A 13,859-nucleotide genomic window follows, 5' to 3' on the forward strand; every position below is an offset into this window, starting at 1 on the left:
ACTATTTCACCGCTATATCTTGGCTGATTTTACCAAAGCCAGAAAATCTATTTGATACTAAGCAATTTATATTTTTACAATTAGCTATTATATATGCATTTACTTTTTTACCATCAATTTGATGGGAATTTTTGTGATTTAAGTTCATCACGCTTAATATATTTTTACCCCTAAGATTGTGTAAAAAGACGATTGTTCCATCATCTTTTATCTTTTTTACAACTCCTATGTGAGTTATATTGTGGCTAGTTTTGTTTTTTGTGGATTTGGTTGTGTTGTTAAAAAATATTAGATCTCCAGGCGATGCGTTTTGATAATTTATCTGATTTTTACTCTTATAAAGATTATAGATAGCTTGAGAGCGACGACCATCCTTACTATAATGTGAGCTTAGATCGCTTAGAGAGTAGATATTATTGTTTTTTATATTTATAGTTGTAACTAATGATGAGCAATCGGCTGATTTTTTGCCTACATATTTGCTTAAATTTAGAGTATATTCACTCTTTTTAATACTATTTTCTCTATTAATATGAGTGATATTTTGAGTATTTTGTTCTAAAATTTTAAAGCCACATCCACTAAAAATCATAGCAAAAACGAATAAAATAGCAAATCTCATATCAACTCCTGAAATCTGTTTTAGGTGGATTTATCTGTTCTATTACATTTGGGGTTTTTAGCGTCTTTGCTGTTTTGCTAAATAGTATGAGATCTTCTACGCTTTGGACATGCCATGGCACCCTTTTGATACACTCTTTGAAAATCTCACACGCTGCGATTGCGTCATTTAATGCTCTGTGATGAGCGTTATCAATACCTAAAATTTGTTTAAGTGCATCTAGACCATATCTATTTGACTCTATCGTTCTTCTAGCTAGATCAATGGTACAAATCTTGCGATTTAAGAGCATTCCAAACCCAAGCTTTGCTAAGCTAATACTGATAAAATCATAATCAAATTTAACATTATGCGCTACAAATACAGAATCAGCCAAAAATAGCCTAAAGCTCTCAAGAGCATTTGCCAAATGTGGAGCATCTACTAAATCAAGCTGATAAATTCCAGTTAATTCGCTGATATTTTGCGGAATTTCACTAGCCCAAACTAGCGTTTCAAACCTATCAATCTCCTTGCCACATTTGATTTTAATTGCGCCTATTTCGATGATTTGACCGCTTTTTATACCACCATTTGTCTCGATATCAACGATACAAAACACTTGTTCATTAAAATCTCTAAATCTAGTCGGCATAACGATTTTGCCATTATCCAAACGCTCTAGCTCAAGACCCAAAAGCCGCCAATCGGCTAAATTTTTAGGCTCTATGATATCAGCTAATTCATCTATATCATTTGCTTTTTGTATAAAATCGTGATAATTAAGATTAGTTTTAGCTAATAAATCTATAAAATTATCTAATTTATTTTTCAAATTTGCTCTTTGTGATTAAATTTTTAACGCTTTTATCGCCCCAGCATAATCATTGCTACCAAAGACAAAGCTTCCAGCCACGACAATATCCACACCAGCAGCATCTAGATCAGCTACATTTAGACCATTTACTCCGCCATCTACTTCTATCATACATTTAGCATTTCGTGAGTCTATCAACTCTCTTAATTCCATAGCCTTTGATAAGACTGAAGGGATAAATTTTTGTCCGCCAAAACCGGGATTAACACTCATTAAAAGCACCATATCAACTTCATCTATGATATGTTTTAAAGAGCTAACAGGTGTGTGGGGATTGAGCACTATAGCGGGATTTACTCCATTTTTACGGATATGATCGATAAGCCTTAATGGATGCTTCTCTTCTTCTATATGAAAGCTTATAAATTTAGGTTTTAAAGGCAAAAATAGATCTACAAAAAATGGGACATTTTCTACCATTAAATGAATATCAAGTGGCTTTGTAGATGCCTTAGCTACTGCCTCTACTACAAGTGGGCCGATTGTAAGATTAGGCACGAAGTGGCCATCCATAACATCTATGTGTATCAAGTCAGCCCCAGCCTCACAAACAGCCTTAATCTCTTTAGCTAACTCTCCAAAATTCGCTGATAAAATACTTGGAGCTACATACATTTTCTACCTTTTTATTTGAGTGGGGTATTTTACTCAAATTTTAATAAAATTACCTTTATAATTGTATATTATTGTAGATTTTCTGTTATACTTACGCAATTTTCACATAATTTTTTATAAAGGTAGAATTTGAGAAGTTTGATCTTTGTTTTAATACTTTTAATAGCTAGTTTTTGGTATTGGGGGGTGCATTTTGGTATCACCATATTGTCGCTATCATTTTTAATATTTTTTCATGAGCTTGGGCATTTTTTGGCTGCTAAATACTTTGGTGTCTTTGTAAAGACTTTTAGCATTGGTTTTGGAGAGAAAATTTATAGCAAAAAATTGGGCGATACCATCTATTGTATAAGCGCTATACCACTTGGTGGATATGTTCAGCTAAAAGGCCAAGATGATACAAATCCAAAAGAGAAAAATTATGATAGCGATAGTTATAACACACTAAGCCCATTAAAAAGAATTATAATCTTATTTGCTGGGCCGTTTTTTAATATCTTATTAGCTTTTATACTATATATAATGCTTGGATTTATCGGTGTTGAGAGATTATCACCTGTTGTTGGTAGTACCTTAGCAAATTCAGCCGCACAAAGTGCTAATATAGAAAAAAATGATAAAATCCTAGCTATAAATGGGGTTAAAATTGAGGAGTGGGATGAGATAAAAAAGCATATAACAACTAATCCTACAGATATACTTATTAAGCGTGGTGAAAATGAGCTTCATATAACACTAACCCCGCAACTATCTCAAACCAAAAATATATTTGGCGAGAATATAACCACTCCATTAATTGGCATAACACCAAGTGGCGAGAAAACAACTATATATAATAGAGGCTTTGATAGCATTAAATTTGCCTATGATGAGACGATTAATGCCTCAACTCTAATCTATCAAGGATTAGAAAAGCTCATCACAGGCGTAGTCCCTATAGACCAAATGGGCGGTATAGTCGCAATGGCTGATATCACTACAAAAGCTAGCCAAATCAGCATATCTGTGCTTTTAATAATAGTAGCTTTGATATCTGTGAATTTAGGTATATTAAATTTGCTTCCGCTTCCAGTTTTAGATGGTGGGCATATAGTTTTTAATCTCTATGAGATGATATTTAAAAGAGCGGTAAATGAGCGTGTTTTTGTAGGGCTTAGCTATGCTTCTATGGCGTTGTTATTTGCTTTAATGATATTTACTATTATCAATGATATAGTTAGATTAGCAGGAGAGTAAGATGAGTTTAGATACTATTTTAAATCAGATTAATGGCAAGGCAAGATTAATCGCTGTAAGCAAAAATGTAACCCAAAATGAGGTAATATCGCTATATAATCAAGGTCTTAGAGAATTTGGTGAAAATAGAGTCCAAGAGCTAAAAAGAAAGAGCGAAATTCTCTCAAATTTAGATATCAAATGGCACTTTATCGGTCGCTTACAAAGTAATAAGATAAATCAGCTTATATCACTTCATCCATCTTTGTGGCAGAGTTGCGATGGTCTAGAAATAGCACTTGAAGTCAATAAAAGGCTAAATTATAAGCTTGATACCTTGCTTCAGATAAACTCAGCCAAAGAAGAGAGTAAGCAAGGTGTCGATCCTAGCGATGCTATAGAAATTTATAAAGATATACAAAATAGATGTGAGAATTTAAATTTAATAGGCGTGATGAGTATAGGCGCTAATAGCGATGATGAAAATAAGATTAAAAGAAGTTTTGAGATAACTAAAAATATATTTGATAAATTAAAGCCACAAGGAGCGCTAATCTGCTCAATGGGGATGAGTGGGGACTTTAATCTGGCTATAGAGTGTGGGTCTAATATGGTTAGGCTTGGGACAATTTTGTATAGATAAATTTATAGACTTTGTTAGATGATTTTTGTATCATCTAACAAGCTAAGATATTAATCTTTGGTTACGATGATTTGATTATCTTTAGCGTCAATTTTTATGCTATCGCCACTTATGATTTCATCTTTTAAGATCATATCAGCCACAAGGTCTTCTACAAGCTCATATAAGGCTCTGCGAAGTGGCCTAGCGCCATATACAGGGTCAAATCCAGCTTGAGAGATTAAATTTATAGCTTCGCTGCTAAGCTGCGATTTTATCCCACGAGCCAAAAGCTTACTCTCAAGCTCTTTAAACATTATTTTTACAATCTTGCTTAACTCATCTTGACCAAGTGGATTAAATATCACGCAATCATCTAATCTATTTAAAAATTCGGGTTTAAAATAATCTTTTAAAGCAAGTTTAACCGCTTCATCTCTCTCTTTACCATTTAATTCCATAATCGCCGATGAGCCGATATTGCTAGTTAAAATGATAATTGTGTTTTTAAAATCCACAGTTACGCCCTTGCTATCAGTAGCCCTACCATCATCTAAAATTCCAAGCAAAATATTAAATACATCCTTATGAGCCTTCTCAACTTCATCAAACAAAATCACGCTATATGGTTTTCGTCTAACTGCTTCAGTGAGCTGTCCGCCCTCTTCAAATCCCACATATCCAGGAGGCGCACCAAGAAGTCTGCTAACGGCGTGTTTCTCCATATATTCACTCATATCAAATCTTATCATCGCTTTTTCATCATCAAAAAGAAATTTCGCCAACGCCTTCGCACTCTCAGTCTTACCAACGCCCGTAGGCCCAAGGAATAAAAAGCTACCGATCGGGCGATTCTGGCTACTTAGGCCAGCTTTATTTCTCTTAATAGCCCTAGATAGTGCGTGTAAGGCTTCATCTTGACCTATTACGCTATCTTTGAGATGTTTTTCTATATTTAGATATCTCTCTTTTTCGTTTGTGAGCATCTTGCCAGCTGGGATTCCTGTCCATTTGCTTAAAATTCCAGCTACCATATCTTCATCTACTTCATTTTTGAGTAGCACTCCACCCTTTTTCATCTCTTTCCATTTTAATTCTAGCTCTTCAATGCTTTTTTGAGCTTGTGGAATTTGGCTATATCTTAGCTCGGCGACCTTTTCAAATTCACCTTTTCTTTGATACTCATCAGCTTGAATAGATAAAGAATCTATCAATTTTTTACTCTTGCTAATTGAGTCAAATACATCTTTTTCATTTTTAAATTTCATCTCTAATGAGCTTCTTTTTTCGCTTAAATTTGCTATCTCTTTTTCTATCTCACTTAATCTATCGCTATTTTTATCTTCACCCTCCATTTTTAAAGCCTCTTTTTCGACTATTAAAGTCTCAATCTCTCTTTTAGTCTTAGCTAGCTCAAAAGGCTCACTCTCAATTTGCATTTTTAACTCTGCGGCCGCTTCATCTATAAGGTCAATTGCCTTATCAGGCAAAAATCTACCACTAATATATCTATGACTTAGCTTTGCTGCTGCTACTAAAGCACTATCTGTGATGGTTACATTGTGATGGACTTCTAATCTATCTTTTATCCCACGAAGGATTTGTAAAGCTTCATTTACACTTGGTTCTGCTACATTGACAGGTTGAAATCTCCTTTGTAAAGCGGCGTCTTTTTCAAAATATTTTCTATACTCTTTTAGCGTTGTAGCCCCAACTGTGTGCAGCTCTCCACGAGCTAAAGCTGGCTTTAATATATTAGCAGCATCCATAGAGCCTTCGCTAGCTCCAGCGCCTACTATTGTGTGAATTTCATCTATAAATAAGATTATATTTCCAGCTTTTTTAACTTCATCAATTATCGCTTTTAATCTATCTTCAAACTCACCTCTATATTTGGCCCCAGCAATTAAAGCGCTCATATCAAGAGCTATTACTCTTTTATTTGCTAAGGTTGTAGGGACTGCCTTTTTGACAATTAGTTGAGCTAAGCCCTCTACAATAGCGGTTTTACCAACTCCTGGCTCACCTAATAATATCGGGTTATTCTTAGTTTTTCTAATTAAAATTTGCATCATTCTTGTAATCTCTTCATCTCTACCGATTACTGGATCTAGCTCACCGCTAGCGGCTTTTTTAGTTAAATCAATTCCAAATTTATTTAAAGAGTCTAAATTTTCATCAGCAGTTTGCGTATCGATACTCTTGCCGCCACGCATTAACTCTAACTCTTTTTTAATCTCTAATAGATCAATATATTTAGACAAAATTCCCTTCATAGGCTCACTATCTAAATTCGCAATTATCCAGCTATCAACAGCTATAAATTTATCCCCCATTCCAATCATTACAGCCTTAGCACGCTCAAAGCTATCTATTAATTCATTTGAAATTTGGATATTGTTTTTTGATACATTTGAGCTTTGCGGTAATTTATCAGCGTGGCTTTTGATATCCAAAACCAAGGCTTCTTTGCTCACATTTGCTTTGTTTAAAATTTGATTTAAGAGCGAGTTGCTATCAGCACTTAAAGCCCAAAGCATATGTAAAGGCACAACTTGTGGATTTTTGTTTCCGATAGCTAAGGATATTGCGCTATCGATTAAATCTTGACTCATTGATGTGAGTTCATTAAATATATTTGCCATATTTTTCTCCTTAAACTTTATATGAGTGGTATTATATAACTTTAGTCTATATTTGTCAAGGTTTGGCCAAATTTAATCCAATTTAGATTTAATTTGATTAATATTTTTTACTTTAAATTAATATATTTTTGGGTAAAATTATTGATTTTAATTTTTTGGAGTTATATGTTGAAAAGTAGTAAAATTTTACAACTATCTGGTTTTGTAAGCGTGATGGCTGCTAGTGCTATTGCCCTAAATGCTCAAACCTCCCAAGATAGTAGAATAGAAGCCCTATCAAAGCTAACCAAAACAATAGCCGTAGTAGAAAAATACTATGTAGATGATATAAATTTTACCCAAATCGTAGATAAAACCATATCTGGACTCTTAACAAACCTAGATGCTCATTCTGGATATTTAGATGAAAAAGCATTTAAAGATATGCAAATTCAAACTAAAGGCGAATTTGGAGGACTTGGTATTACTGTAGGAATTAAAGATGGAGCTTTAACTGTAATTGCACCAATAGACGATACTCCAGCTTATAAAGCCGGGGTGAAATCTGGCGATGTAATTTTAAGAATAGATGGCGAATCTACTATAAATATCACAATTGATGAAGCTGTAAATAAAATGCGTGGCAAACCAAATACGCCTGTACAAATAACTATCGTAAGACAAGGCGAAAAAAAGCCATTTGATCTAAATATAATAAGAGATATAATCACCGTAGAATCAGTTCAAGCCAAAATGATTGAAGATGAAAATATCCTATATCTAAGAGTTACAAATTTTGACCAACATGTAACCAAAAAAGCTAGAGAATTTATCAAAAAATATCCAAAAGCAAAAGGCATTATTCTAGATCTTAGAAATAATCCAGGTGGTTTATTAAATCAAGCTGTTGGGCTTACAAATTTATTTGTTGAAAGTGGCGTTATAGTCTCTCAAAAAGGTAGAGACAAAAATGAAGATGAGATCCACTCAGCACAAAAAGGCAACTTCATAACAAACGCTCCATTAGCAGTCCTTATAAATGGTGGAAGTGCTAGTGCTAGTGAAATAGTCAGTGGTGCCTTACAAGATCTAAAAAGAGCTGTAGTAATTGGTGAAAATAGCTTTGGCAAAGGAAGTGTCCAAGTCATTATGCCAGTAGATAAAAAAGAGGCTTTAAGATTAACAGTAGCAAGATATTATCTCCCAAGTGGTAGAACTATTCAGGCTGTAGGCGTTACACCAGATATAATAGTTCATCCTGGAAAGGTACCAAATGATGAAAATGAATTTCATCTAAAAGAGGCTGATTTAAAGCAACATTTAGAGAGTGAATTAGATAAAATTGAACCAAAAAATAAGAAAAAAGAGACAAATAACAAAAACATAATAACTCAAAAACAAATTTATGATGATATTCAGTTAAAAACTGCAGTAGATTCCATAAAAATTTTAAACATCAAGTAAGGAGAAAAAGTATGGAAAAATCAGAATTACTTTACGAAGGTAAAGGTAAAAAAATGTGGAGTGTTAAAGGCAATGATGAGCTATTAATAGCTGAATTTAAAGATGATCTAACAGCATTTAACGCTGAAAAAAGGGGTAACGAAGCAGGAAAAGGTGCGCTAAATAATAAAATTTCAACCGCTCTATTTAAACTTTTAAAAGAAAATGGTATAAAAACTGCACTTGTTGAAAGTATAAATGAAACTGAACAACTAGTCAAAAAATGCTCAATCATTCCATTAGAAGTAGTAGTAAGAAATATCGCCACTGGTAGTCTTAGCAAAAGACTAGGCATAAAAGAAGCTACAGTATTACCATTTACTTTAGTTGAGTTTTACTATAAAGATGATGCACTAGGCGATCCGCTAATTAATGATGAACACGCAATTTTACTTGATATCGTACAAAGCGAACAAGATTTAGCAACTTTACGCCATTTAGGTAGACAAATTAACTCTGTTCTTCAACCATTTTTTGCTTCAAAAGGGTTAAAACTTGTTGATTTTAAAGTTGAATTTGGTATTGATAAAGATGGAAATATCTTATTAGCTGATGAGATTAGTCCTGATAGCTGTAGATTTTGGGATGTTGATACTGGTGAAAAGATGGATAAAGATAGATTTAGACAAGATTTAGGTAATGTAAAAGTAGCCTATGAAGAGGTTTTGCGTAGAATATTATCATAATTAAATTTAAAGGATAAATGATGAAAGTAATTGTAAATGTATATCTAAAAAATGGCGTATTAGACCCAGCAGGTAAAGCTACTAAACACGCTTTAGAAAGTCTTGGTTTTAATGGCGTAGATGATGTAAGAATTGGCAAACAAATTATCTTAGACCTAAGTGATAACACTACCAATGAGCAGATTAAAAATATGTGCGAAGAGCTACTAGCAAATACAGTTATAGAAGATTATGAGATTCTAAAAGGCTAAAAATGAGAGTAGCTATCATTAATTTCCCTGGTACAAACTGCGAAAGAGATACTAAATACGCTTTTGATTTACTAGGATTTGACTCAGAGATTATCTGGCATAAACAAACAGATTTTAAGGCTGATTTGATAGTATTGCCTGGCGGATTTAGTTATGGTGATTATCTTAGAACTGCTGCTATTGCTAAGTTTAGCCCAGCAATGCAAACAGTAATAAATCACGCTAAAAACGGCGGATTGCTACTTGGAATTTGTAATGGTTTTCAGATGCTTTTAGAGAGCGGGCTTTTACCTGGCGCAATGAGAAGAAATGAAAATATGAGCTTCATTAGCAAATTTAACCATTTAAAAGTAATATCTAATAACAATAAATTCTTATCAAATTTTAACAACTCTGATCTAATAGATATCCCTTTAGCTCATGGTGAGGGCAACTACTATGCAAACAGCGATACAATTAAAAAATTATATGATGATGATTGCGTACTATTAAAATATTGCGATAAAGATGGCAATGAGATTAGCGTAAATGGTTCAGTAGATAATATAGCTGGAATTTGCAATAAAGATAAAAATATATTTGGCCTAATGCCTCATCCAGAAAGAGCTGTAGAGAGTATTTTAGGTAGCGCTGATGGAGCTAAAATGCTTAAAGGATTTCTTTGCTAAGGGCTATTTTTGCGCTTATTTTGCTAATTAGCGTAGGTTTTAGCGAGCCTACGCTAATTGGACAACGCATCACTAATGAGCAGATGCAAGGTATAGCTGATACTGATGAGGTTATAGATATTGATCCATCGTTAATTTATCAAAATATTGATCCAATTGAGTTAGTTCTCACAAGCCAAATAAAAGAAAAATCAATATATATCTATCAGCCTTTTACCTTAAATTTAACTGCTAATACAGATAAAGTTCTAGATTTTGATATGAATCTTACTATGCGCTCTACTGATATAACTTGGCTAAATCCAAAGCCGCTATGGAAAAAAAAATCCGCTGGAATTTACGAAACTACAATCCATCTAATAGCTAGTAGCGCTCAATCTAATATTGATGCTCTAACGCTCACGCTAAAAAGAAATGGAATTTTTGTTCAAAATAAAACAATAAAGCCTGATCTTCCAAAGATTAAAAATATTCAATTACGAACTGATTTTGCCAATTTTGTCGGAGAAAATTTAGAGATAAAGATGGTAAAAAGTTCAAAATTTAATGAATACTCAAATTTAACTACCATAGAACTAGCAAGTAAAAATGGAAATTTAAGTCTATTCCAAATACCAGGAGAATTTCAAAAGCAAGGTTTTGATAGCCTAAAAGGCGACTATAAAAATCAAACTGGAATTTATTTTATAATAAGTGATAATAATAAAACTAATATAAACTTTAGTTACTACGATTACACTCAAAATATTTTTAAAGAGTTAAATTTAGATATCAAAGTCCAAGATAATGATTTAAGTACTCAAGTACCACTTAATCCTAAAGAGGGTGAGTTTCGACTATATAAAGAACTTAGTATTTATATTGCAATTATATTATTTTTACTACTTTTTATCTGGAAAAAGAGTTATTACTCCTTTATTATTGCAGTAGCATTTATAGCTTACGCAATCTATGATAATAAACCTTTTAGCGAAGCAAAACTTAAAGCAAATAGTAAAATAAGAATCTTGCCTATGCCAAATTCAACTATTTTTGCTATTGCAGCTAAAGAACAAAATGTCAAAATTATTACCAAAAATGAAAATTTCACCAAAATTATCCTACAAAATGAAACTATAGGCTGGGTAGAAAATGAAAGTATTAAATAAGATAAAAAGTTGGCTTTACGCCATAGAAATCACCATAAGCGTAATTATCGTGGTGCTGATATGTTTAATTGCACCATCTAGCAATCTATGGATAAGGCGAAAATGGACAAAAATGCAAAGGTTTTTAATCGGTTATAAAATTGATGTAATAGGTAACCCAGACCCACGTGCAAATATGATAATAGCTAACCATCAAAGTATGCTAGATATAATGGCACTTGAAGAAATTCATCCAGCTAATATCTGTTGGATTGCTAAAAAAGAGATAGAGGATTTACCATTTTTTGGAAATATCATTCGGGTACCAAAAATGATATCAATAGATCGCAAGGACCCAAGATCACTACCAAAAATCATAAAATTAGCTAAAGAGAGAATTAGTGAAGGTAGAGTCATAGCTATATTTCCTGAAGGCACTCGTAGTAATGGTGATAAAATTTTAAAATTTAAAAGTGGCGCAAATATCATAGCTAATAAGCTAAATTTAGTAGTTCAACCAGTACTTATAATTGGCTCAAGAAAGATTATAGATAGTAAGACTATTAGCGTAAATTCCGGGTCGTTTAAGGTTATCTATATGGATATTGTGGATACTAGCGATGAAAATTGGCTTGAAAATACAAGAGCAAAAATGCAAACTTTATTAGCTCAAAATTTAGATAAATAGGCTAGATATGTTAGAAAATATCATTAATTATCTAGTGAGTTTAGTCGCTGATTGGGGATATTTGGGGATATTTTTATTAATGGCTTTGGAGAGTAGCTTTTTCCCTTTTCCTAGTGAAGTTGTGATGATACCGGCTGGATATTTGGTATATACTGGGCAGATGAATTTATATCTAGCATTTGGTGCTGGGACATTAGGTAGCCTTGCTGGAGCGATATTCAACTACTATTTATGCTACTTTTTTGGTAGAGCCTTTATATTAAAATATGGCAAATACATAGGAATCACAGATGAAAAGATGGCGAAATTTGAGAGATTTTTTAACAAATATGGCGAAATCTCTACATTTAATTGTCGCTTAATCCCAGGAATTAGACAATATATCAGCTTGCCAGCAGGACTAGCTAAGATGAATATCTTTACTTTTAGCCTTTATACCACGCTTGGAGCGGGGATTTGGGTGGCGATTTTGATCGCTATTGGGTATTATATCGGCGATCAAAAAGAGCTTATCAAAGAGTATTTAGCTCAAATCACCATCTGTTTATTGATAGCTGTAGCTATAATTACAATTATATATCTATACATACAAAAAAGGTTTAAAAAATGATAATATACTCTCTATTTTCGATGTTTATACTACTATTTAGCGGATATGTAGCTAAAAGATTAAGGATCATCTCGGCAAATAAGGCTATTGTATTTTTGGATTTTGTTTTGTGGTTTGCTTTGCCATCTTTGATTTTTGATAAAGTCTATCATTTGGTTGTGGATTTAAATTTGATTAGTATGGTATTTGTAGGACTTATCTCATCAGTGATAGCTGCTTTTGTAGCTGTAGCAATGGGATTTATGCTTAAATTTTCAACCGCAACTTTGGCTAGTGTAGCGCTCCTTAGTATGTTTGGCAATACCTTATTTATCGGAATTCCTATTGTTCAAGGATTATATGGCCAGAGTGCTTTGAGTATTGTTATTTTATTTGATCAAGTAGTTACGGCTCTGCCTATTAGCATTTTTGGGCCATTGATTTTGGGTTTTGGGACATCTAAGAAAAGCTCAATAATCCAAAATAGCCTTAAAATTATCAAATTTCCGCCATTTATCGCACTGGCTTTGGCTGTGATACTTAAAAATTTTAATCTACCTGAAATTATATTTGAGCCTTTAAAAATGCTATCTAATAGTATGGTGCCGGTGGCTCTATTTGCTGTCGGACTTAGACTTGGATTTAATAGTATTAAAAGCTCTTATAAGGCCTGTTCTGTGGTGATCTTTGCTAAGATGATATTAGCGCCAATTATATTTCTATCAATCACTAAGATATTTGGTATAGAGCTTAGCAAAGAGTGGATAATAGGATTGATAGAAGTCGCCACTCCACCGATGGTATTAGCAAGTGCTATGATATTAAAAGCCAATCTAGATTCAAATTTGGCTATCTCAAGTGTGGCTATAGGTATGATAACTATCTTTATTACAATGCCTATTTTATACTTTGTAGCTACTTGAAGCTTTGGACTAGATTACCTACTAGCAAATTCCATCCATCTACTAAGACAAAAATCAGCAATTTAAATGGCAAAGATATCATAACAGGTGGTAACATCATCATACCCATAGCCATCAATACAGAGCTTACTACCATATCGATAACTAAAAATGGCAAATACAACAAAAATCCTATCTCAAATGCGGTTTTAAGCTCACTAATTATAAAAGCGGGTGCTGCTATAGTCAAAGGGACATCATCTATAGTTGTTGGATTAGGAAGCTGGCGAATACGATAAAATAAGGCCAAATCTTTCTCTCTAGTGTTTCGTATCATAAATTCCTTAAATGGCTTTGCCCCTTTATCAAAGGCCTCTTGATAGCTGATTTGCTCATCTAAATATGGCTTTATGCCTTGCTCATAACTCTGCTTAGCCACTGGTTCCATAATAAAAAATGTAAGTATCAAAGCTATAGATATAAGCACACTTGTAGGTGGCATCTGCTGAGTACCCATAGCTTGACGCAAAAATGAAAATACAATAACCAATCGCAAAAAACTAGTCATTATAAATATCAAAGATGGTGCCAAAGCTAATATAGTTAAGACTACTAAAACATTTAAACTAGTTACTAGTTGTTGTGGTGTATCTGGTGCGCTCAAATTAAGATTCATAGTAGGCACAGTAACCGTATCAGCACCAAAGGCAGAAGCAAAAATCAAAAATATCAAAGCCAAATATCTCAAAAAAATCCCCTTTAAATAAGGATAATTCTACATTAAATTTAATTAAAGGCTAATAAAATATATTAAATTATCATTATAAATCATAGCTAACATATTGGTTTTAAGAGCCTAAAATGACTCTTAAAATAAAATAGTTTAATACT

15 protein-coding genes are annotated in these 13,859 nt (G+C 33.1%); 10 read left to right on the plus strand and 5 right to left on the minus strand.

From position 1 onward, the window contains the following. Position 1 precedes the first annotated feature (1 nt). Genes CIGNP103_RS00855 through rpe form a run of 3 tightly spaced genes read right to left on the minus strand, consistent with a single transcriptional unit; the run spans position 2 to position 2,093 of the window. Complete coding sequence (locus CIGNP103_RS00855; protein ID WP_086268420.1) at positions 2–622, minus strand: NlpC/P60 family protein; 621 nt, start codon at positions 620–622, stop codon at positions 2–4. Position 623: 1 nt separating this feature from the next. Beyond that, the gene (locus tag CIGNP103_RS00860; protein ID WP_086268421.1) at positions 624–1,436 is read right to left on the minus strand and encodes a 3'-5' exonuclease; all 813 of its coding nucleotides are present in this window, start codon (positions 1,434–1,436) and stop codon (positions 624–626) included. Between the two features lie 15 nt (positions 1,437–1,451). Continuing rightward, entirely contained in the window at positions 1,452–2,093 is a 642-nt protein-coding gene (gene rpe / locus CIGNP103_RS00865) for a ribulose-phosphate 3-epimerase (protein WP_086224482.1), read from the minus strand. A 129-nt stretch (positions 2,094–2,222) separates the two neighbouring features. Between rpe and rseP the strand changes: the two genes are divergently transcribed. Both rseP and CIGNP103_RS00875 read left to right on the plus strand, forming a co-directional pair. Further along, positions 2,223–3,329, plus strand: coding sequence for an RIP metalloprotease RseP (rseP, locus tag CIGNP103_RS00870; protein WP_086268422.1), 1,107 nt, complete (start codon positions 2,223–2,225; stop codon positions 3,327–3,329). 1 nt (position 3,330) lies between these two features. Then, complete coding sequence (locus CIGNP103_RS00875) at positions 3,331–3,951, plus strand: YggS family pyridoxal phosphate-dependent enzyme (protein ID WP_086268423.1); 621 nt, start codon at positions 3,331–3,333, stop codon at positions 3,949–3,951. A gap of 50 nt (positions 3,952–4,001) precedes the next feature. On the opposite strand, the gene CIGNP103_RS00880 is transcribed toward CIGNP103_RS00875, so the two are convergent. Continuing rightward, a complete protein-coding gene (locus CIGNP103_RS00880; RefSeq protein ID WP_086268424.1) occupies positions 4,002–6,575 on the minus strand; it encodes an ATP-dependent Clp protease ATP-binding subunit in 2,574 nt (857 codons plus the stop codon). 165 nt (positions 6,576–6,740) lie between these two features. On the opposite strand from CIGNP103_RS00880, the gene CIGNP103_RS00885 reads away from it, so the two are divergent. From CIGNP103_RS00885 to CIGNP103_RS00920, 8 genes are read left to right on the plus strand one after another with little or no spacing between them, the layout of a single operon-like run. Then, on the plus strand, positions 6,741–8,018 hold the full coding sequence (locus CIGNP103_RS00885) for a S41 family peptidase (RefSeq protein WP_086229038.1): 1,278 nt from the start codon (positions 6,741–6,743) through the stop codon (positions 8,016–8,018). 11 nt (positions 8,019–8,029) lie between these two features. Then, positions 8,030–8,743, plus strand: coding sequence for a phosphoribosylaminoimidazolesuccinocarboxamide synthase (gene purC, locus CIGNP103_RS00890; RefSeq protein WP_086227971.1), 714 nt, complete (start codon positions 8,030–8,032; stop codon positions 8,741–8,743). 20 nt (positions 8,744–8,763) lie between these two features. Beyond that, the gene (purS, locus tag CIGNP103_RS00895) at positions 8,764–8,994 is read left to right on the plus strand and encodes a phosphoribosylformylglycinamidine synthase subunit PurS (RefSeq protein WP_086227970.1); all 231 of its coding nucleotides are present in this window, start codon (positions 8,764–8,766) and stop codon (positions 8,992–8,994) included. 2 nt (positions 8,995–8,996) lie between these two features. Next, positions 8,997–9,662 (plus strand): phosphoribosylformylglycinamidine synthase subunit PurQ, encoded by a 666-nt coding sequence (purQ, locus tag CIGNP103_RS00900; protein ID WP_086241278.1) that lies wholly within the window; start codon positions 8,997–8,999, stop codon positions 9,660–9,662. Beyond that, entirely contained in the window at positions 9,656–10,810 is a 1,155-nt protein-coding gene (locus CIGNP103_RS00905; RefSeq protein WP_086241277.1) for a hypothetical protein, read from the plus strand. Before purQ ends, CIGNP103_RS00905 begins: the two co-directional genes overlap by 7 nt. Next, entirely contained in the window at positions 10,794–11,477 is a 684-nt protein-coding gene (locus CIGNP103_RS00910) for a lysophospholipid acyltransferase family protein (RefSeq protein WP_086268425.1), read from the plus strand. The genes CIGNP103_RS00905 and CIGNP103_RS00910 overlap by 17 nt, the downstream gene beginning before the upstream one ends. A 7-nt stretch (positions 11,478–11,484) precedes the next feature. Next, entirely contained in the window at positions 11,485–12,087 is a 603-nt protein-coding gene (locus CIGNP103_RS00915) for a DedA family protein (protein ID WP_086235312.1), read from the plus strand. Continuing rightward, positions 12,084–12,989 carry an AEC family transporter gene (locus CIGNP103_RS00920; protein WP_086268426.1) on the plus strand — a complete coding sequence of 302 codons (906 nt, stop codon included), beginning with the start codon at positions 12,084–12,086 and terminating at the stop codon, positions 12,987–12,989. The genes CIGNP103_RS00915 and CIGNP103_RS00920 overlap by 4 nt, the downstream gene beginning before the upstream one ends. On the opposite strand, the gene fliP is transcribed toward CIGNP103_RS00920, so the two are convergent. Then, entirely contained in the window at positions 12,982–13,707 is a 726-nt protein-coding gene (gene fliP, locus CIGNP103_RS00925) for a flagellar type III secretion system pore protein FliP (RefSeq protein WP_236844796.1), read from the minus strand. The two genes, CIGNP103_RS00920 and fliP, sit on opposite strands and share 8 nt — an antisense overlap. Positions 13,708–13,859 lie beyond the last annotated feature (152 nt).

This window comes from Campylobacter sp. P0103 (genome assembly GCF_002139545.1).
Classification (GTDB): Bacteria; Campylobacterota; Campylobacteria; order Campylobacterales; family Campylobacteraceae; genus Campylobacter; species Campylobacter devanensis.

Coding starts and splice junctions, on each gene's coding strand:
- CIGNP103_RS00910 (WP_086268425.1), top strand. CDS start 10,794: ATGAAAGTATTAAATAAGATAAAAAGTTGGCTTTACGCCATAGAAATC.
- purQ (WP_086241278.1), top strand. CDS start 8,997: ATGAGAGTAGCTATCATTAATTTCCCTGGTACAAACTGCGAAAGAGAT.
- purS (WP_086227970.1), top strand. CDS start 8,764: ATGAAAGTAATTGTAAATGTATATCTAAAAAATGGCGTATTAGACCCA.
- CIGNP103_RS00855 (WP_086268420.1), bottom strand. CDS start 622: ATGAGATTTGCTATTTTATTCGTTTTTGCTATGATTTTTAGTGGATGT.
- rpe (WP_086224482.1), bottom strand. CDS start 2,093: ATGTATGTAGCTCCAAGTATTTTATCAGCGAATTTTGGAGAGTTAGCT.
- CIGNP103_RS00880 (WP_086268424.1), bottom strand. CDS start 6,575: ATGGCAAATATATTTAATGAACTCACATCAATGAGTCAAGATTTAATC.
- CIGNP103_RS00885 (WP_086229038.1), top strand. CDS start 6,741: ATGTTGAAAAGTAGTAAAATTTTACAACTATCTGGTTTTGTAAGCGTG.
- CIGNP103_RS00920 (WP_086268426.1), top strand. CDS start 12,084: ATGATAATATACTCTCTATTTTCGATGTTTATACTACTATTTAGCGGA.
- CIGNP103_RS00875 (WP_086268423.1), top strand. CDS start 3,331: ATGAGTTTAGATACTATTTTAAATCAGATTAATGGCAAGGCAAGATTA.
- purC (WP_086227971.1), top strand. CDS start 8,030: ATGGAAAAATCAGAATTACTTTACGAAGGTAAAGGTAAAAAAATGTGG.
- CIGNP103_RS00915 (WP_086235312.1), top strand. CDS start 11,485: ATGTTAGAAAATATCATTAATTATCTAGTGAGTTTAGTCGCTGATTGG.